Here is a 19,928-nt window from a genome sequence, read left to right as displayed (position 1 = left end):
TTAGCTCTGATGAATGTTTAGTAGGGGCATTTGCCTTATTGTTAAAACTATAACAATTCCATTAAGCTAGTCATACCAACAAATAGGTGAACAGAATAAAAATGAAAAGTCGTTTAATAGGGATGGGGTTATTACTTTTATGGAGTCTGCCAAGTTTTGGCGACAACTCCATATTGGCGATGCGAGAGCGCGCGGTAAAGATAAATCAGATTTTGGATGACCGCTTACAAAACTTGTTACCCCAATTGATGCGCAGAGAAGGCATTGATATGTGGGTATTGGTATCAAGAGAGTACAACGAAGATCCTGTTTTGAAAACTATGCTTCCAGCTAATTGGCTCTCTGCTCGCAGACGCACTATTTTAGTGTTGTTTGACCCCGGTGAAGGTAAGCCCATTGAACGATTAGCCGTGGCCCGGTATGCAGTAGACACCTTATTTAAAAAATCATGGGATAAAGAACAACAGCCTAATCAATGGGATAGCTTAGTTAATCTAATTAATAAAAAGCAGCCTAAAAAAGTGGCGGTAAATAAGTCGACTCACTTTGCATTGGCAGACGGTATTACTGCAACTGAATATGAAGAGTTTAAACAGGCGTTAAGTAAGCAAAACTTCACGGAATTAGTGTCTTCTGAAAAATTAGCCATTGCTTGGTTAGAAACCCGTAGCAAAATGGAAATGCAGGTTTACCCTGAATTAATCCAGCTGGGACACCGAGTGATTGCTGAGGCTTTTTCTAATAAGGTTATAAAACCCGGCGTGACTACCACAGATGATGTGGTGTGGTGGCTACGTGAAAAAGTAAAAGGTCTAAGGTTACAAGCTTGGTTTCACCCAAGTGTGTCGTTACAAAGGTCTAGCCTTGAAAAATTTGATCATTTAAAAGCTTTCAATGAGGGCACCAAGGCACAGGTTATAATGCCCGGAGATTTATTGCATACAGATTTTGGTATGACTTACTTACGTTTAAACTCAGACCAACAGCAACATGCTTATGTGCTAAAAGAGGGGGAAACAGACGCCCCTGAATTTTTGAAAAAAGCCTTAAAAAACGCTAATCGTCTGCAAGATATTTTCACCGCTAATTTTAAAGAAGGCCGCACCGGTAATGAAGTACTGAAAATGTCACGGCAACAAGCTATCGAACAAGGTATTAAACCTTCAATTTACACTCACCCAATTGGCTATCATGGCCACGCTGCAGGTACCACTTTAGGTATGTGGGATTCTCAGGGGGGAGTACCTGTACAAGGAGATTACCCTTTGCATTATAATACGGCTTATTCAATAGAGTTAAATGCAGCCACCTTTATACCTGAGTGGAATAAAGAAATCCGCATAATGTTAGAAGAAGAAGCTTTTTTTGATAAGTCTGGGGTCAACTATTTAGATGGCCGTCAAACCGAATTTCATCTCATAAAATCACAATAAAGAGACCAATTTATGAATAAACAACCAATTGCCTTAGCCGTTTTGATATCACTAGGGTTATTAGGGTGTGGCCCAAATAAGACTACAAAAACTGAAGATGTAGTAGCTACAGTAGATGTTGTTAAATCAGAGTCGCAACAGCTGAATGAGTTGGTGCAAAGCTACTTTGATGAAAGTATGCAGATGAATCCAATTTGGGCAACCTTTGTGGGGATCAATGATTACGATGATAAGTTTAGTCCACCAATTAATGAAGCTAATATCGCTAAGGTATTGGCGTTTCAAGAGTTGTATTTAGCTAAAATAAAAGAAATAGACCCTTCATCGCTCACTGGGCAAGACTTGCTCACTTACGAGATATTTTTACGGGACAGGGAGCTCGCTATAAAAGGTGCTGATTTTCCAAGTGAGTTAATTCCTCTACACCAAATGGGTGGGGCTCATTCTTATTTTGCATCTTTGGGCTCGGGGCAAAGTGCACAACCATTTAATACCTTGCAAGATTTTCACAACTTTATAGAAAGAGCCAAAGGGTTTGCTGTCTACATGGATAGCGCTATTGTTGCCATGCAAAAGGGCATTGAAAAGTCTGTGGTTTTACCTAAAGCGATTATTGAAAAAGTATTGCCCCAGTTAAAAGCTCATGTATTAGATGATGTGACCCAAAGTGTTTTTTATGGCCCTGTGGCAAAAATTCAAAGCATTGAAGGTGCCACAGATGTAGAAATAGCAGAGCTTGAGCAAGCTTATTTAGCGGCAATTCAAAATGTTATTATTCCTGCCTATAGCCGAGTCCATGACTTTATGTCTACCTCCTACCTAGAAGCTGGACGTGATACCTTTGGGATGTCTGAATTACCTGATGGTAAAACATGGTACGAGTACCGGATAGAAACTAATACCACTTTGCCATTAACCGCAGCAGATATTCATGAATTTGGACAGCAAGAAGTAGCGCGTATTTTAGCTGAGATGAGAAAAGTCAAAAGCACAGTAGACTTCGATGGTGACTTACCCGCATTTTTTGAGTTTTTACGAACCGATGACCAATTCTTTTTTGAATCAGAACAAGCGTTGATCGACGGTTACACTAAAATTAAAGAAAAAATAGATAGCAAAGTACCTTTGTTGTTTGAAGTGTTTCCAAAGGCCGATTATGAGGTGAGAGCAGTAGAGCCATTTAGAGCGGCATCATCAGCGGGAGCCAGTTACCAAAGCCCAGCTCCAGATGGTTCACGCCCTGGTATTTTTTATATCAATGCCTACAACCTTCGGGCACAACCTAAATACCTAATGGAAACTTTAAGTGTGCATGAAGCGGCTCCCGGGCATCATTTTCAGATTGCCATCCAACAAGAAGTAGAAAGTCTGCCTGATTTTAGGAAGTTTGGAGGATACACAGTCTTTGCTGAAGGTTGGGCCTTGTATGCAGAAAGCTTAGGTAAGGAAATGGGGTTATTTACCGACCCTTACATGTGGTACGGCCGCTTATCAGACGAACAATTACGTGCTATGCGTTTAGTGGTTGACACTGGATTACATGCCTTTGGCTGGACTCGTCAGCAAGCTATTGACTTTATGGTAGATAATTCATCACTAGCCTTAACTGATATCGAAGCTGAAGTAGAAAGATACATTGTAATGGCCGGTCAAGCTTTAAGTTATAAAGTAGGGCAGCGACATATTCGTATGCTCAGAAATAAAGCGCAGCAGGCTCTAGGTGAACAATTTGATGTGAAAAAATTTCATACTCAAATCCTAATTGATGGTGCACTGCCTATGCCAATTTTGGAAGCAAAAATTGATAGGTGGATTGCACAGCAAAAAGCTTAATTTATATGAGGTTTTAATCGAACTTTGCTGGGTATAAGGTTTTAGCGGGTAGGGTTTCAAACTGCATCAACAAGGTTGAAAATAGCGTGTCGTCTAACATTTTATCTAAGGTAGATATCAGTGTAGGTAGGCTATTTTCATTTGTTCTACAACAGCTTTGATAGTGACGAATTAAGTCTGTTAAATGAATTTTGTGCTTATTTTGAAGTTGTTTATCTGCAAGCACAAAAAAATATGCACTGCCCCAATAGGCAGCTGCATATTGTTCGTTTTTCATTAGTCGTCTAGCTATTGAAGCTGGGGTTAATTTACTATTATTAAACCAACGTAACTGCGGTGCTATTTTCCCCTCATAATTATCATGTAGTGAGCCTTTTAATACGCCAGCTTGCAGCATAATTTGATATTGCATAAAGCTGGCAAAACCCTCTGAAAGCCAATTGTATTTCACGCCCAAATAGGGCAGTGCCATATGGGCTAACTCATGATAAACCGTCCAGTCATCTGTAAATTTTTGTAGCGAAAAGCGAGCATCAACATAAAACCGTACACTACCAATTTCATCTCTTTGGGCATAAGCCCAAGGCACTGGTTGGTTAGACTGTTTAGCAAATACATAAAGTTCTAATGGGGCAGGGTAGATACCTAAGGTTTTTCGGGTGGCATTGACGCCTGTGGTTAACCAAGCTTCTAACTTTGCCGCTTGTTCTTCATTAAAGGTGGATAAGCCATGAACGCGAAATTGGTTTGTCGTAACACCATGGCTGTTAAATGCGATAAAAAGCGCCGTTACAAAAGTGATGACACATATGTACCTCAATCTAAAACGGCTCATTAAAAGCTTAAGGGCGTAAATTTTCGTGGAAGAAATCTATCGCCATTTTATACATTTGTAAGGCTAGTGCTGCATCGTATCTGTCACCTTCATCACGCATAAAAGCATGTTGGGCGTTGACTTCATGCCAGCTAAAATTTGATTCTTGTTTACTTAGGGTTTGATGAATTAACACTCGACCTTCTGCTGAAACATGGGGGTCTTGTTTACCAAAGACTAAGACCATTGGGCATGTGATATCAGCGCTTCTTGTTAACGAATCATTGCCCTGTGCACAAGGCAAAGTGTTAGAGTGAATGTCTGTGGGGTATAAACAGAATGCTGCGTCAATCGCACTATTTAATGCTGCTCTAAAGGCTAAATGGCCACCTATACATACGCCCATTACGCCTATTTTATTGCTGCAGTAAGCTTGTTGTTGTGCAAAGTCCACCATAGCTTGAGTATCTGAGTCGTGATCTTCTAGGGGTTTGGTAAATTTATCTGCATTACCTTTATCTTTGCCTGCATCATCGTAGGCTAATACAGTTCCGATTGGATTGAGTTCGTGGAATATTTCTGGCACTAGCACTACAAAACCATGGCTTGCTAAAATTTGCGCGCTACGGGTGATGGGGCTGGTTTCTTGAAATATCTCTGAGTAAAAAATAATAGCAGGAAATTGCCCTTCGGCAGCAGGCCTAAAAACCGAGGTGCGCATAACACCCGTTGCAGTGTTGATATCTTGGGTATGTCGTTGAATTATCATAAATCTTTACTTTGTTTCAATCTTAGAGACTTTAATCTTATCTGTTCATTACAAAAAAGGCACCCTTGAAAACCCCATGTTTAGCATTATCTTAAGCATATGAATTGTTTTGAAGTGATTAATCCGTGAGACTTTCGGCAGCTCGTATATTGTCGATACTTTTTGTTGCCTGCTTTTTAGGGGGGCAGCTTGCTTATGCCAAGGATATAAACCCTGAATCACAACAGCCTCTTAGTTATTTTATCCTTGAACACAAGCCATTAACTATATCTGAATATAGTGTAGTGCCACTTTTAAAGCTTAATTCGAATATAAGTGCAACACCTACATTTGCGTTATTTAAAACCCCATGGTCGCAACAACTCAGGGCCTTATGCCAGCATCAAACAGACCTAAAACCGTTTGATTATCCAATTCAAAATACACCTCAAGATTATAGCCAATTGACCGCACTGCAAAACGTAAGCTTTTTTGTTCAAGAGGCTATACAGTCATTGGTTAGTCTAGATTTTATCAACCGCTATGTTATTTTTAAGCCTCTTACCGACGAACCTCCAGCCTCTTTTTCTTACGTTATTTAATCCATCCATCAAGACTCTTGGAGTCTTCAAGTATTAATAAGCTAGGTTTTTACAGTTTTGCGGAAATTTAGTGACTTGTTGTAGAGAAAACAATGACTTATTTACATACATTACCTTTTGAGGCATTGCCTTGGTTATATTTTATTGGGTTTATATTGTTTGGCTTAAAAATGATTTCGTTGGCCAGAAACAGAAAGGCAGCCGCGATTGCTTTTGGATTATTTTTGCAAATTTATTTACCTGATCCTAGGGCACAAATAACCATAGAAGCCGTGGTTGAGCGCAAACAAGAAGTAAAAAAAGCACAAGCAGGTAACAAAACACCTAAAAACGGAGAGGGTAGCCACAAAGATGATTAGTTTTGAAGTTAATCAAGATAAGTTAGACCATATTAGCGGTTTTTTTAGTGATTCTCATTTGCTAAATTAGCCGCTGAATTTGATTTTATTTAAGGGTAGTTATGTTTGATGTTAACGAATATTTTGATGGCAAAGTAAAGTCTATCGGATTTCAAGCAGAGTCTTTACCAGCAACGGTTGGAGTTATGGCCGCTGGAGAGTATGAATTTGGCACAAGCCAGTTTGAAACTATGAATGTGGTAAGTGGTGCTTTAACTGTACTTTTGCCTGATGCAACAGAGTGGCAAACATTCACGGCAAGTGAACAGTTTACCGTTGAAGCCAATCAAAAGTTTAAAGTACAAGTTAAAAGCGACACAGTGTATTTGTGTACCTATGGCTAAGCTAAGCAAAACCACTAAAAAGTTAGATAACAATGTAATAAAGGCTTTAACCATAGTTTGCGAAGGGGTAAAGCCTGAACTTGTTGGGTTTGAATGGCTTACACATTCTGCTAATTACGCTAACTTTCCTGCAAGTTTATTGGTTACCTGCGTATTTGATAATCAGGCCTCGCTAACCGCGATGCTTGATAGTCAGCAAGATATTGAGCTCAAAAAGCAAATTCAACAACAGCTTATGAAGGTGGGGGTTTTGCTGAAAGATGTCAGGCGTCACGTGTGTTTTGATACCGATGAAGCCTGCTTATTGGAGCATGGTGGTGATTGGAACCAAAGGCTAAGTCTTTTATAACTAAGCTTAATTACTCTTAGCTCGTATCTTAGGCTTGTAATAACACACATCTAAATTGCCATTACCTTTGTAATGAAAGAATTCGTTTTCTAAGGTTTTGGCTTCTTTTAGGCGCTTTTTAAATTCAGCAGAGTCTTGTCGTTGAATTTCTATTGCAATTCTATCTTGTTTTGCAACCTGAGTAGCTAGTTTTGCCCAGATGATTTTACTGCGATCTTCTGGCTGTTCTATTACGCCACTGGCATTATTAAGGTGTGCTCGTTTTAATGATTGTATTGCTGGCATGCCGTATATTACGCGGCCTATAGAGCTCATGTTTTTATCTAAATGGCGTGTGGCTTGACCAATTACAATATAAAACTCTGTAGTGGCGGAGTTAATGTCTGTATCTCTGGCAAAGGCTAGGGTGCCCATACAGTGGACTAACCATTCTTGATTGGTTTGTGGATCCCGAGCCGCGGGAAACTCATTAATAAACCCTGTTTGTGGAGCTATAAAGTCTGGCGATTGAATTAACATAAAGTCGGAGTTTTTAGGCGCTGTGCGTTGCAATTCTGCCTGTAATTTAGATTTGTTATTGCTTGGCTTTTGTTCTGTTAGGTCTCCGCCTTGGGCTACAAATCCATCGATGACACGATAAAAATCGAGACCATCATAAAATCCCTCATTTACTAAATTTTTAAACTGTGTAACGTGGTTAGGGGCTATAAAAGGGGCGAGTTCGACTATGACTGTTCCAGTCTCTAGTTTTAAATACACTAGGTTTTCTGCATTTGGGGTTCGCCATTGGTCGGCTGCAAAAACATTAAAACTTAATATCCAACAGCATAAAAAAGCGTAGTTAATTTTCATAGTGTTGCCCTTCCATTTTTAATTCAAAATAGCAGTTGTTCTAACACTGCTTGCCTTTCTTGTTCAGTCAATACACCAACAAACGGTGTTTGTCTGCGGTATTTTCTAGTCTGCGGTGATTCAGCTAATAGCTGAGAGAGAAACAGCTCAGGTTCATCTATAAACTCAAGTAAGCTAGACCAGAATAAATAAGCTCCATGGCGCATTTTTCCTGACTCATACCTGGCTTCTATGGTTTGTTGAATTTGCGGAATAAAGTCGTGATTGGCAATGATTTTTTCTGCCATGGCTTTATGTAAACACAAAATTTGTTTGTCTAAATTTTGCTGCTGAGCAGATTGGGGGCGTTCTCTACTCCGGCTTTTCCTATTATGAAAATTCACAATTAACCTTTTAGAAGTGGCTCTAGCATTTGTTCTAGGCCATTTACTTTTACTTCATGGATTAAAGCAAGTTGTTGGCCTAACTTACCATTAGGAAAACCTTTATTGTTAAACCACACTAAATAAGGCTCGGGTAAATGCAGAAGTTTTCTACCTGCATATTTTCCAAAAGGCATGGTTTGGTTTATTGCTTCGAGTAGTGCTTGATTATCCAATGTTGCTTTCTGCTTTTTTTGTATGTTCTTGTGTTTGTTGGCTTAACCATAGCTGTTTATAGGCGCCGCTAGCGGCTAATAACTCACTGTGACTGCCTTGCTCAATTATTTTGCCTTCACCTAATACCACTATTTTATCAGCATCGATTATTGTCGATAAACGGTGAGCTATCACTAAACTGGTATGGCCTTGGGATATCTCTTGTAAGGCTTTCAGTATCGCTTGTTCAGATTGGCTGTCTAATGATGAGGTGGCTTCATCAAATACCAAAATAGGTGGTCTTTTTAATATGGTTCTAGCTATGGCTACTCGTTGTTTTTCTCCGCCTGACAGCTTGAGGCCGCGCTCACCCACTGTCGTTGAGTGCCCATCTGGTAAAGATAATATAAAGCTTCTTAAATGGGCTAAGTCTATCGCTTGCTGGACTTCTTCGTCTGAGGCCTCTGGACGTCCGTAACGAATGTTTTCTAGAATGGTATCATTAAATAGAACGGTATCTTGGGGAACGATACCTATGGCTTGTCGAAGAGATGCCTGGTTAACTTGGCTAATGTCTTGGCCATCAATTGATATACTGCCTCTGTTAGGATCGTAAAACCTGAATAGTAGTTTTACCAGTGTAGACTTACCTGAACCACTTTCGCCCACCACCGCAACTTTTTGCCCAGGTTCAATATCAAAACTAATGTTTTGGATAATTTTACGGTCTGCTAAATAGCTAAACTCAAGGTTTGTGAAGCTTATTTTACCTCGACTTATCTGTAATTTATCAGCACTTTCGTTAATGTAAACCGTTGGTTTTTTATCTAATAAGTTAAATAGATTTTCAATATTGGCCAAGGAACCACGTATTTCACGATACACAAATCCTAAAAAGTTAAGTGGCAGAAATATTTGCATGGTAAAGGCGTTGATCAAAACGAAATCACCTATGGTCATTACGCCTTTGGCTACATGATAGGCGGCTAATGCCATCATGCTGGTCATGGCTATAGCAATAATAGAGGCTTGCCCACCGTTTAAAGCGAATAAAGATAAACGGTTTTTGCGCCTAGCGGCTTCCCATTTTTGTAAGTCTGTATCGTAGCGGTTGGCCTCATAATCTTCATTATTAAAGTATTTTACCGTTTCGTAATTTAATAGGCTATCGATTGCCCTAGAGCTACTGCTTGAATCAGCTTGGTTAACCTCTCTGACGTATTTTGTACGCCAGTCTGTGGCTTTGACAGAAAAATAAACATATCCCACAACAGAGCATAAAATAATCAGAGCAAAACTAACCCCGTAGTTATAAAAGAGAACGCCTACAACGGCGACTATTTCAAACAGGGTCGGGCCAATGTTAAAAACTAAGAAACGCATCAAAAAACTGATGCCGCTAGTGCCACGTTCTATGTCTCGTGACAGTCCACCCGTTTGACGATTGAGATGAAAGTCTAAGTCTAGATTGTGTAAATGTTTGAAAACTTTTAAACCCAAACGACGCATGGCCCGCTCAGTTACGCGACCAAAAAGCGTGTCTCTTATTTCTCCGAATAACACATTAGCCAGTCTTAACACACCATAGGCTGCAATTAAGCCAAAGGGTACTAATATAAAAGTCGAATCTGGTGATTTTGAGTTTAGTGTGTCCACTGTACTTTTAAGTACGAAGGGTAAATAAATACTTGCCACTTTAGCAGCTATTAAAAATAGCATGGCAAGGAACACTCTCGTTTTAAATTCCTTTAAATACGGCCATAACTGCTTAAAAATACGCCAGTTTATGGGGGTGTCAGAGTTAATGGGCAAGCGGTTAGAGCGCATTGTTAAAAGAAACCTTGGTGAAGTGTGAGAAATTTGAAATCTTAAAAGAAAATATTACGCCAGAATGCAGCGGTTTCTTCCTGCTACTTTTGCTTCATATAAACATTTATCTGCTTTACTTATGGCCTGATTTATTGAGTCTTTCTCAGTTACTTGATGAACCCCTATACTAACTGTGGCAACGAAGTCTTTATTTTCGTGGGTGAACTTCATACCTTCTATTCTTTTACGTAGTTTTTCAGCAAGTAAAAGTGCGTCTTTTCCTTTGGTGTCGGGCAATAAAAACAAATACTCTTCGCCACCCCATCTAGCAACCACATCCTGTTGTCTAAGGGCCGAAACAAAATCAGCTGCAAAAGATTGTATGATTTCATCGCCAGTGTTGTGGCCAAATTGATCGTTAATTGACTTAAAGTGGTCGATATCACACATCATTACTGTGACTACACTTTTTGCACGTTTACTGCGACTAAATTCCTGCTTTAACTTTTCGTACATACCACGGCGATTTAAAATACCTGTTAAGGGATCTTGCATGGCTTGTTTTTCAAAGGTATCGCTCATTTCCTTAAAGCGACGAAAAGAATATTGACGGGTGTATTCATAGAATGCAAATAGGCCTGATACAGTTATAAATGAATAGATCAATCGAGATTTAAACTCGTAACTATAGGCTGCAATTAGTAATTCACCCTGATTATAAAATAATAAAAAGCTAGTAATCAGGATAAATATCGCGAGCTGAATACTACCTTTTATGAGACCTCCAAAAAATAATGCTACCGGCGGTACTAGGTAAATCCACAGTGGGCCCGTGTTATTATTGCCACCCGAATAGACTAAATACACCATCAGTATCATAAGTGAAGACGTGAGAAGGATAGCAGAATATTTATAAGGATTAGCTAAGCTCTTGACGTGTAGAATTAAGTGAGAAGTGAAAAACAATACAGACGCAATTAAGAGAACAGTGGCTAAAACTGTTTCAGCTCTGGCATAAGCACTTATTCCTAACAATAAGGTAAGCGAGTAACCAATAAAACCGAATAGGTTGGCTACTAGTACTTGTTGTTTGGCTTCAAGGCTATGATGCTTTCTTATGCCCGTACTTAAATATCTTAAAATTATCCGATTAACATTCATGCTAGTTGTGACTGCTTTCCATATCCTGAATATCTTGGTTAATTTGTAATGCCAATGTTGCAATTGTTTTACGTAATTGCGTTACAGCATGGGGATAACCATCTTTTTCTAAGGGTATTGTAAAGTAAAAAGCTTTTTGTAACCAATTTGAGCTAGGTAATTTAATGCTGTAGGTTCCAGAACTGATGACACTAGCCTCGTTTGTAATAATAAAATGTTGCAAATTCACTTTAAGATTAAGGGCATTTTCAGCAAGATCTGGTTCAATGATATATCGATTTTGAGTTGAGTTATTAAGATCTTGATGCAGGGCTTTGTAAAACGAAGCCTCTAGTTTTTCAGCCCAAAGATCTTGCCTAGAGTAATGTAGCTCATGTTTGTTTAGCTGAATAATTAAGCTTGCTTGCCTTAAATAATCTGCAAGGGTTACAGAAGAAAAGTATATGGGCGTTTTTTGTTTGTTATGTGCTTCTGTCACTACTGGCGTTGGCGTATGTAATAGGTAGTGGTTAACAGACAAAGGTGCTGAGGTACAGCTAACTAAAAAAAAGCTAAGGAATACAATATATTTCATTTAGTTACTTTCTCCATTGGCTGTTTTTCCTTTTGGTGTGATTCTATGAGTACTTCCATCTGTAAATATGAAGCTATTAGGTGTGCTATTAAGTTGCTGTAATAAAGGTTGTAAATCTTTCAATGTTTGCTGTAACACACTCATAGTATGGTTTAGTTCTTGGTAGGTTTGTGATTCTTCAGAAAAACCTTCAGCAAAGCTGGAAACATCTTGCAGAGTAGTGGCAAGAGTGTGGCTTATTTTATCTTCTTGAACACTATCTAAAATCAAATCCACTTTGCTTGCCGTTGTTTCTAATGCTTTAGCCGCTTCACTTATTTGGGTCAACATAAGGTTGGCATTAGCAGATAAGTTTTGCATTTTTATTTGGTTTATATTGTCGAGTATCGCGGTGACTTTTTCAGTAATTTGTGAAAACTCTCCGGTTACAGTTGGTATAACGTTAAGGCCAACATGAGATGCTTGCTCGATATACTTTTCTTCAGGATAATGTTGTAAATCTACAAATAATGCGCCAGTTAGCAAGTTGCCGGTTTTCAGGGTTGCTCTTAGGCCTTTTTCAACCCATAACTGAATTTGCTTCTGAATAAATTGCACACTTTCAGTGGTGTCGGGTTGTTGTATTCTTCCTGGCTGTATTCCAATGGTAACAGGGATGTCATAACCTTGTTCAAGTAGCTGAACCTTTTGGTTTTCTGTTTCGTTTATAGATAAGACCTTACCAACCACTAAGCCTCTGTATTCAACAGGTGCTCCAACTTGTAAGCCTCTGACAGTATCTTTAACATAGATAACAAAGTTGGCACTGAATTTATAGCGCTCTTCTGACGCAGCGTAATAGGAAGGGTGTATATCAAAAAAATCCCGATCGGTGACTCTTTCACCCATATTCATACCTTCAGGGATACCAAAAGTAACCCCATTAGTGAGAATCGATTCAATGCTACCAGTACTAACATTAACGCCACTGGCACCTAGCTCAACTTGAGCCCCACTTATGTCCCAAAATTTGGTGTTGGTGGTGATAAGTTCATGATAAGGCGCTTGAATAAAAGTATTGTAATAAACAACTCGCTCTTCGAAATTGAAGTTAATATCTTCAAACTCTCCAACTTTAATTCCTTTGTAGATGACAGGGTCGCCTTTTTTATAAGCAAACTCAGTTTCACTATTTAGCGTGACGTGTAACCCAGGTGTGCCTGCAGGGGTTACTGGAGGAGCATTAAGGGCAATAAAGTGTTCTGATAAATTAGGTTCTATGCCAGGTGCCATATTTATGTAAGGCCCTGATAAAATGGTTCCGAGGCCAGATACTCCACTGAGTGAAACCCTAGGTGAGACAATCCAAAACTGATTATCTTGGTGTAATATTGCATCTACATCTTTATCCATTCGTACTGTGACTAACACACTACTAAGATCATCTGATAACACGATTTTATTGACCACACCAATATCTACATCACGAGTTTTAATTTTTGTTTTTCCGGCTTCTAAACCTGTGGCTGTATCAAACTCTATGGTAATTAGTGGGCCTTGGTTAGCCCAATGGTAGTAAGTCATCCACAATGCGATTAGCAGTGTAATAAGGGGAATAAGCCATATTTTAGAGACGCTGCGTTTTTCAGTAACAATTGCATCTTCAACTTGTTTATTTTGATGACTATCAGTCATTGTTTATACGACCTTCTGTTGTATTTGATGTTAGCCATATGAGTCTTGAGTCAAATGTTATGGCTGCTAACATTGTACAAATTACTACACCACAAAAAGCAAGTGCTGCGTAGCCTGGTACAATACTCATTAAATTATCTAGTTGAATTAAGCTTACCAATATTGCGACTACAAACACATCAACCATAGACCAACGGCCTACAAATTCAGTGACCCTATACCAATAGATGCGCTCGGTTTTCTTCTGGTCACTTTCAACCTGAACCGAATAATTTAACCAACATAAAATGAACAATTTAGCTAGGGGAACAAAAACACTGGCTATAAAAATAATAATCGCAATAGGGTAAGATCCCATTTTCCATAATAAAATGACCCCCCCTAAAATAGTACTAGGCTCGTCATTTCCTAGGGTATTGGTATGCATAATTGGCAGTACATTAGCCGGTATATAGAGCAATACTGAAGTTACAAGCAATGCCCAAGTCTTTTGAACACTTAGTGATTTGTTTATCTGTGAATGTATTTCTACGTGGTTAGTATTGAGGGATTTTTTTAATTGATGTTTATCTACATAATATAGGGTAATCGTCATGAATATAGTAAAAAACACATAGGCATAAAATGATAGTCCTATGGCAATATCGGCTAAAGACATTATTTTGGTTAAACTAACCAAGACTCCTATTAAAAAAATCTCTGCCATGGCCCAAGGTATCAATAAAAAAATAACATCAATGGCCGCGTCTGTTTTGGGAAGGCGGAACCCTAATTCTAATGGGACCAATACGTATAACAAAGTGAGTAATATTGAGGAGGGCAGAATCAACATAAATATAGCCTCTAGCAAAGCTAAAATTTCATAATTATTTTCAATTAAAACGTCAAAACTATTGAGTAAATTAATTGATTGAGACTGGCCACTTGCACTAAATGATAAAAACTCAAAAGGTAATGATGCCACCAAAAAAACTAACGCAGTGAGTGCCAATGCGATAATGTTTTGTGAGCCATTTTGATGATAGGCGGTTAATTGTAATTTGCACCTTGGGCATAAAGCTGCTTGTTTGTTTGCTAACTTTGGAACATTAACTTGAAAATGACATTCGTGACAGCGAATAACTTGATTACTTGAAGGTTCAATTTGCGTATCGGGTACTGTGCTGATTGTCACCTATACTTTTCCTAAAATCACTGGCCAATAGTGTTTATTAAACCTCAAATCTAGACGATAAACAGTAATTTTTTACATTGAGTTTTTAGCTGTCTCTATTTAGGTTTACAGGTGCCTGTTATTTAGTTAATAAACATGGCAGCGTGGCGCACTCATTTCTATTATTAACCCATTAGGTTATCTAAAATAAAAGGCCATCAGCTGCCATAGATTATGGTTGCAAAACAATATTTAGTTCTTTGACGGGTTTATCAGATATTTTTCGCCTGTTCTTTTTGCATTGTATTTTATTATAGTTTCTGGGGTTAGCGCGTCTTTTAAGCTCAACTCCTTTGTAAAGTTTGACGCAAAGGTTGTCGTAATTTCATTTGCCACTTTTTTGTATAGTTTTGCTACTTTCTCTGGGGCTAGTTTCCCCAAGCTGCGCATTAATAGCCAACCACCAATACTCCAAGTCATTCCATAGGCACGATTGAGTACAGTTGGTGAGAAGTCTAAGCCACCATATATGTAAACTTGTTTATTGGTTTCTGAGCCATAAGTATTGAAACCTAAGGTATCTTCGCTTCCAACTCTTTCCATTGTACTTAGAATGTCACTTACCAAGTTACCACCACCAATAGCGTCAAAAGCCAATGTAGCGCCCGTTTCTTTAATTGCTTGATATAAATCAGCTTTAAAGCTCTCTTTGGATGAATCACAAATATAGCTGGCACCTAGTTTTGATAAAATATTTGCCTGCTCTTGATTACGTACAATATTAATTATCGCTATGTTTTCTTGTATACATACTTTGTTTAACATTTGCCCAAGTGCCGATGCAGCCGCTGTATGCACTAAAGCTCTGTGGCCTTCTGCTCTCATGGTTTCAATCATAGCTAAGGCGGTTAGTGGATTAACAAATGACGAGGCAGCTTCTCTTGGTGTAGTGGAATCTTTGTGGACCATGCAAGTTTGTATGGGGACACAGCAGTACTCACTGTACATGGACCCTGTTAATACCCCCACTGTTTTACCTAATAGTGCCTGTGCTTCTGGACTATCACCTGCAGCAATGACTTTACCTGCGCCTTCATTTCCTATAGGTAATACTTGGTCTAGACGAGATTTTATTCTTGGTAGCATATTTCTATGTACTGGTGCTGTCATTCGTGTTTTTTCAGGATTGACATTTGCTTCTTCTAAATTAGCAGGTCCAAACATTGGCCACATATCAGAAGGGTTAATAGGTGCAGCCTCAATTTTGACAATCACCTCATGGGCTTTGGGCTCTGGGATCTTCACTTCTCGAATCGATACCTCTAAGGTTCCTGATGAGGTGATTTCTGTGAAAAGTTGTTGTGATATTTTCATGGCTATCTCGATGTAAGTTAGAGGGCTAAGGCATGGTATATAAATTAGCGTATCTTCAACTGCTCGACCATTTTTATGGTGAACAGTTATTTATCATTAATGTACATTGAAAGCGTTGGTAGTCGAAGATATAGAGTTTTCTTTGAGCCATTAAAAAAGCCACCCGAAGGTGGCTTAAAATATATCTACAGAACAATTTTAGTAATTTGCATTACCAGGTGTTCTTGGGAAAGCAATAACATCCCTTACGTTTTGCATGCCAGTTACATAAGCTACTAAACGTTCGAAACCTAACCCAAAGCCAGAATGGGGAACTGTGCCGTATCTGCGTAAGTCACGATACCAGCTATAATCTTCTTGGCTTAGGTTCATCTCAGCTAAGCGTTTATCAAACACATCTAAGCGCTCTTCACGCTGTGAGCCACCTATTATTTCACCTATGCCCGGTGCTAAAACGTCCATAGCGGCTACTGTTTTGCCATCGTCATTAATGCGCATATAGAAAGCTTTAATATCTTTTGGATAGTTTTGCATGATGATAGGTGCGCCAACATGTTCTTCAGCCAAATAGCGTTCATGTTCAGACGACAAGTCAACTCCCCAACTAACTGGGAACTCAAACTTCTTGCCACAGTTTTGCAAAATTTCGATAGCGTCTGTGTAATCCATACGCACAAAATCTTGCGCGATGACTTGTTCTAAGCGGCTAATGGCGTCTTTGTTGATGCGCTGCGCAAAAAATGCCATATCATCTGCCCGTTCGGTTAGTACCGCTTTGAATACATATTTAAGTAAGTCTTCAGAGAGTTGGGCTATGTCTGCTAAATCAGCAAACGCCACTTCGGGTTCTATCATCCAAAACTCAGCTAAATGGCGGCTAGTATTGGAATTTTCTGCTCTGAAGGTTGGACCAAAGGTATAAATTTTTGACATGGCAGTGGCGTATGTTTCGCCATTTAATTGCCCAGACACTGTTAAAAATGTTTCTTTTCCGAAGAAATCTTGGCTGTAGTCTACTTCGCCTTTATCGGTGGTCGGGATGTTTAGCATATCCAGTGTTGATACTCTGAACATTTCGCCCGCGCCTTCGGTATCGCTGGCGGTTAAAATTGGTGTACTGATCCAACAATAGCCTTGCTCATGGAAAAAGCGATGGATTGCTTGTGATAGGCAGTTTCTAACGCGAGTTACTGCACCACCTACGTTTGTTCTTGCTCTTAAATGGGCGTGTTCACGAAGGTATTCCATACTATGACGCTTTGGTGCCATAGGGAAGGTGTCTGGGTTTTCAACCCAGCCGACTATCTCAATACTTTGAGCTTCTATTTCTAAAGACTGTCCTTGCCCTTGAGACTCTTTAAGGGTGCCGGTTACAATTAATGAGCAACTGGTTGTGAGTTTTTGAATGTCTGAATAATTCTCAATGGAGTTTAGAGCTATCACTTGGATGGGATCAAAGCAGCTACCGTCGTGCACTGCAATAAAAGATAAACCGGCTTTGGAATCTCTGCGAGTACGTACCCAGCCCTTTATTGTAACCTGTTCACCTATTGAATATTTACCGGCAAAAATCTCTGCCACCGGGGCGTGCGCCATCTATATCTCTCCACTTTAATGGGATTTAAGGTCTTTAGACCTGTAATCAAATTTAAACGTCAAATTACTTTATTATAGTAATTTTGGGGGTATCTAAACCTTGCTAAAACTGTTTATAGATAAACAATTAAAGAAGATAAAAAAGCTATTGAAATTGTTTTACTAGCCGAAAACATAGGCGATGTTACTATAAGACTCGACTAACGTTTCATTGGCTATTATTACAAGGTGTGTAATCTTACGCAGCTAGCGCTTAGACTCAAGAAAAATCGATTTAAAAACACTATTTTGAGAACTTATTTATTATATGAAGCAAAATCAACCTTTACATAGTCGTAGCCCAAATAGGCGGAGAATCCGTAGAGAGAATGATCTGTTTTTTAGGTGCATGGTTTTTGTGAATGTACTAGGCTGGTTTACATTTATAGGTGCCTTGTTGGTTTTTCATAATGCCAGACCCGAATTCGTATCGGGTGTTCAAGCTTTTTGGGGATTGGAAAGACGACAAGAATGGTCACAGACACTCAGTATCTACCTTGTAGTGCTATTAGCTTTATGTGTGGTGATAAGTATCGCTGTTTTAATCATGAAGCGGTTTCGTAACCGACGTGCAAAAGATCATTTTGGGATCAATGGATATGTTTTATTGATAACGGCAATATCTAGTCTGATTATTTTATATTTTGAGTTTAATCCCTGATGTTTTCTGTAATGGTCGCTTGGTGTTTTGAAGGGTGAGTCATTAGTTATTTGAAAAAAGATGTTAGTTTTTTTGGAGGGGATTGAATTACCCTTGCGTTAATTAAGAGGTTTTATGCCACACTGTATCGTTGAATATTCAAAAAATATTGAAAAAGAATTAAGCCTAGAATCTTTGATTAAATGTGTCCATCAAGGAGCAGTAGACTCGGAGCTATTTGAAGAAGCGTCTATTAAAACCAGAGCGATAGCATTTGAGTATTATCAAACAGGGGCTGGCGATATGCCTTTTATCCATGTCAATGTTAAAATTTTACAAGGCAGAAACCATCAACAAAAGAAAATGTTATCCGAGATGATGTTAAATTCATTGACCAAAATAGCCAGGTCTCCAGTTTCTCTCACTGTTGAAGTCGTCGATATAGAAAAAGTGAGTTACAGAAAAACAATTTTGTAATTGTTTGCTTAACTTAATGACTGCGCTTTGGTGTTAATTAACTTGACTAAGATTGATAGTCCCTCATTAAACTTTGTCTCTGGCAGACTTGCAAAGCCAATTCGTAAATAGTGGTTACGGTTACTTTGTGGAACCGTGTGATACTGTTTTTCGTGTTGAATATAAATCCCTTTATGCCTAGCTAAAGCTGCGAGCTTAGACGTGTTTATTGATGTACTCTTGAGTTTTACCCATAAGGCCATTCCACCGTCAGGGCATATAAAATCAAATGAATTATGTTGTTCTAAGCATTTTATAGCGTTTTCTCTACGTGCCATGTAGATGCGAGTTATACGTTTTAGGTGACGTTCGAATCCTCCTTCTTCCATCCATTTTGCTAGTGCTAATTGCATAAGTGCATTGCCTTTATGAGAGATTATCATACGATACTCGGCAACCGCTTTGGCTAGTGTTTTATTCACTGCTAATATGCCAATTCTCGCGCCTGGAAACATAATTTTAGAAAAGGTTGATAGGTAAATAACTAGTTGTTGTGGATCATTTGAAGCCATTGGTGCTAGCGGTTGGCAGCGATAATGGAACTCATGATCGTAATCGTCTTCTACAATAGGAATATTATACCTTGCCGCTAATTGGTAAACAGCCATTCTACGAGCAATCGGTAATGTCACGGTTGTCGGGTATTGGTGTAATGGAGTTAAGTAAATAAGCTTAATGCTTCCACTTTGTATTTTTTGTTCCAAGTCTTCAGGAATTATTCCCATCTGATCTTGCTTTATGGCGACTAAATCGGCACCTGCGTTATTAAAAACAGCCATAGCTGGCGGGTAACCTAGGGCCTCTACTGCCACTTGATCTCCCATCTGTAACAATAATTGCGCAATTATAAAAAGAGCTTCTTGTGAACCATTAGTAATGATGACTTCTCGGTTTGTTATGGCTCGAGATTTACGAAGGTAATTTTCAATTTGTTGCCTTAATTCTGGTACTCCCATTATTTCACCATAGCTCAGTTGTTCAAGGTTAGGCCTTGTGAGAGTTGCAGACATATGCTGTTTAAATTCGTTGAATGGAAACTTAAATAAATCTGGCTGTCCGCCTGAAAAATTATATTCATATTGATTCGCTGGTGGGTGATCGATAGAGGGGCCTGACCTGACTAATCTATATTTAAATTTAGGTTGTTTAGCGTAACTTTTTAATGTTTTTTGGCTACCTTCAATGGGGATGTTTACCCCCACTTTATAACCGACTCGTTGTTTTGACTCAACCCAGCCTTCGGCAATCAACTCTGCAAAAGCTTTCATTATAGTGTGTCGGTTTACATGTAAGTCATCACTGAAGGATTTAACAGAAGGCAAAGTATCTCCGGGTAACAAGTTACCTTTCCTAATGTTTTGTTTAACAGACTCTGCTAACTGCAGGTATTTGGGAGTGCCGTTATCGACTAAGCTAAATATTTTCATTGGTCTATTTAATT

21 protein-coding genes are annotated in these 19,928 nt (G+C 38.9%); 8 read left to right on the top strand and 13 right to left on the bottom strand.

Features of this window, described 5'->3' with window-relative positions; genetic code table 11:
- The first annotated feature begins 101 nt into the window (after nucleotides 1–101).
- Both EOK74_RS15425 and EOK74_RS15420 read left to right on the top strand, forming a co-directional pair.
- The gene (locus EOK74_RS15425; RefSeq protein ID WP_133470928.1) at nucleotides 102–1,433 is read left to right on the top strand and encodes a M24 family metallopeptidase; all 1,332 of its coding nucleotides are present in this window, start codon (nucleotides 102–104) and stop codon (nucleotides 1,431–1,433) included.
- A gap of 12 nt (nucleotides 1,434–1,445) precedes the next feature.
- On the top strand, nucleotides 1,446–3,266 hold the full coding sequence (locus EOK74_RS15420; RefSeq protein WP_133470927.1) for a DUF885 domain-containing protein: 1,821 nt from the start codon (nucleotides 1,446–1,448) through the stop codon (nucleotides 3,264–3,266).
- Nucleotides 3,267–3,279: 13 nt separating this feature from the next.
- Here EOK74_RS15420 and EOK74_RS21090 read toward each other — a convergent pair whose 3' ends face one another.
- A complete protein-coding gene (locus EOK74_RS21090) occupies nucleotides 3,280–4,101 on the bottom strand; it encodes a hypothetical protein (protein ID WP_239024134.1) in 822 nt (273 codons plus the stop codon).
- Nucleotides 4,102–4,108: 7 nt separating this feature from the next.
- Entirely contained in the window at nucleotides 4,109–4,849 is a 741-nt protein-coding gene (locus EOK74_RS15410; RefSeq protein WP_133470926.1) for a dienelactone hydrolase family protein, read from the bottom strand.
- A gap of 125 nt (nucleotides 4,850–4,974) precedes the next feature.
- On the opposite strand from EOK74_RS15410, the gene EOK74_RS15405 reads away from it, so the two are divergent.
- The 4 genes from EOK74_RS15405 to EOK74_RS15390 all read left to right on the top strand — a co-directional run bounded on the left by EOK74_RS15405 (nucleotide 4,975) and on the right by EOK74_RS15390 (nucleotide 6,521).
- The gene (locus EOK74_RS15405; protein ID WP_133470925.1) at nucleotides 4,975–5,430 is read left to right on the top strand and encodes a hypothetical protein; all 456 of its coding nucleotides are present in this window, start codon (nucleotides 4,975–4,977) and stop codon (nucleotides 5,428–5,430) included.
- 92 nt (nucleotides 5,431–5,522) lie between these two features.
- Nucleotides 5,523–5,789 carry a hypothetical protein gene (locus EOK74_RS15400; protein WP_133470924.1) on the top strand — a complete coding sequence of 89 codons (267 nt, stop codon included), beginning with the start codon at nucleotides 5,523–5,525 and terminating at the stop codon, nucleotides 5,787–5,789.
- 101 nt (nucleotides 5,790–5,890) lie between these two features.
- Complete coding sequence (gene ppnP, locus EOK74_RS15395; RefSeq protein ID WP_133470923.1) at nucleotides 5,891–6,172, top strand: pyrimidine/purine nucleoside phosphorylase; 282 nt, start codon at nucleotides 5,891–5,893, stop codon at nucleotides 6,170–6,172.
- Nucleotides 6,165–6,521 carry a Fis family transcriptional regulator gene (locus EOK74_RS15390; RefSeq protein ID WP_133470922.1) on the top strand — a complete coding sequence of 119 codons (357 nt, stop codon included), beginning with the start codon at nucleotides 6,165–6,167 and terminating at the stop codon, nucleotides 6,519–6,521. Before ppnP ends, EOK74_RS15390 begins: the two co-directional genes overlap by 8 nt.
- A 6-nt stretch (nucleotides 6,522–6,527) precedes the next feature.
- Here EOK74_RS15390 and EOK74_RS15385 read toward each other — a convergent pair whose 3' ends face one another.
- From EOK74_RS15385 to asnS, 10 genes are all read right to left on the bottom strand, one after another.
- Complete coding sequence (locus EOK74_RS15385; RefSeq protein WP_133470921.1) at nucleotides 6,528–7,373, bottom strand: peptidylprolyl isomerase; 846 nt, start codon at nucleotides 7,371–7,373, stop codon at nucleotides 6,528–6,530.
- 23 nt (nucleotides 7,374–7,396) lie between these two features.
- On the bottom strand, nucleotides 7,397–7,756 hold the full coding sequence (locus tag EOK74_RS15380; protein ID WP_133470920.1) for a hypothetical protein: 360 nt from the start codon (nucleotides 7,754–7,756) through the stop codon (nucleotides 7,397–7,399).
- A gap of 2 nt (nucleotides 7,757–7,758) precedes the next feature.
- A complete protein-coding gene (locus EOK74_RS15375) occupies nucleotides 7,759–7,971 on the bottom strand; it encodes a DUF3820 family protein (RefSeq protein ID WP_133470919.1) in 213 nt (70 codons plus the stop codon).
- Nucleotides 7,964–9,778, bottom strand: a complete 1,815-nt coding sequence (locus tag EOK74_RS15370) for an ABCB family ABC transporter ATP-binding protein/permease (protein WP_133470918.1) — start codon at nucleotides 9,776–9,778, stop codon at nucleotides 7,964–7,966. The genes EOK74_RS15375 and EOK74_RS15370 overlap by 8 nt, the downstream gene beginning before the upstream one ends.
- A 54-nt stretch (nucleotides 9,779–9,832) precedes the next feature.
- A complete protein-coding gene (locus tag EOK74_RS15365) occupies nucleotides 9,833–10,921 on the bottom strand; it encodes a GGDEF domain-containing protein (RefSeq protein WP_133470917.1) in 1,089 nt (362 codons plus the stop codon).
- A gap of 1 nt (nucleotide 10,922) precedes the next feature.
- The gene (locus EOK74_RS15360; RefSeq protein WP_133470916.1) at nucleotides 10,923–11,495 is read right to left on the bottom strand and encodes a PqiC family protein; all 573 of its coding nucleotides are present in this window, start codon (nucleotides 11,493–11,495) and stop codon (nucleotides 10,923–10,925) included.
- Nucleotides 11,496–13,169 carry an intermembrane transport protein PqiB gene (pqiB, locus tag EOK74_RS15355; RefSeq protein ID WP_133470915.1) on the bottom strand — a complete coding sequence of 558 codons (1,674 nt, stop codon included), beginning with the start codon at nucleotides 13,167–13,169 and terminating at the stop codon, nucleotides 11,496–11,498.
- Nucleotides 13,162–14,343 carry a paraquat-inducible protein A gene (locus tag EOK74_RS15350; RefSeq protein WP_239024133.1) on the bottom strand — a complete coding sequence of 394 codons (1,182 nt, stop codon included), beginning with the start codon at nucleotides 14,341–14,343 and terminating at the stop codon, nucleotides 13,162–13,164. Before EOK74_RS15350 ends, pqiB begins: the two co-directional genes overlap by 8 nt.
- 231 nt (nucleotides 14,344–14,574) lie before the next feature.
- Nucleotides 14,575–15,696, bottom strand: a complete 1,122-nt coding sequence (locus EOK74_RS15345; RefSeq protein WP_133470914.1) for a zinc-binding dehydrogenase — start codon at nucleotides 15,694–15,696, stop codon at nucleotides 14,575–14,577.
- A 198-nt stretch (nucleotides 15,697–15,894) separates the two neighbouring features.
- Entirely contained in the window at nucleotides 15,895–17,292 is a 1,398-nt protein-coding gene (gene asnS / locus EOK74_RS15340) for an asparagine--tRNA ligase (protein ID WP_133470913.1), read from the bottom strand.
- 388 nt (nucleotides 17,293–17,680) lie between these two features.
- On the opposite strand from asnS, the gene EOK74_RS15335 reads away from it, so the two are divergent.
- Both EOK74_RS15335 and EOK74_RS15330 read left to right on the top strand, forming a co-directional pair.
- Nucleotides 17,681–17,992, top strand: coding sequence for a hypothetical protein (locus EOK74_RS15335; protein WP_133471035.1), 312 nt, complete (start codon nucleotides 17,681–17,683; stop codon nucleotides 17,990–17,992).
- A gap of 114 nt (nucleotides 17,993–18,106) precedes the next feature.
- Entirely contained in the window at nucleotides 18,107–18,448 is a 342-nt protein-coding gene (locus tag EOK74_RS15330) for a 5-carboxymethyl-2-hydroxymuconate Delta-isomerase (RefSeq protein ID WP_133470912.1), read from the top strand.
- A gap of 8 nt (nucleotides 18,449–18,456) precedes the next feature.
- On the opposite strand, the gene pdxR is transcribed toward EOK74_RS15330, so the two are convergent.
- The gene (gene pdxR / locus EOK74_RS15325) at nucleotides 18,457–19,914 is read right to left on the bottom strand and encodes a MocR-like pyridoxine biosynthesis transcription factor PdxR (RefSeq protein WP_133470911.1); all 1,458 of its coding nucleotides are present in this window, start codon (nucleotides 19,912–19,914) and stop codon (nucleotides 18,457–18,459) included.
- Nucleotides 19,915–19,928: the final 14 nt, after the last annotated feature.

It is taken from the genome of Paraglaciecola marina (assembly GCF_004360155.1).
In the GTDB taxonomy this organism is placed as follows: Bacteria; Pseudomonadota; Gammaproteobacteria; order Enterobacterales; family Alteromonadaceae; genus Paraglaciecola; species Paraglaciecola marina.
This window is presented reverse-complemented; position numbering and strand designations above follow the sequence as displayed.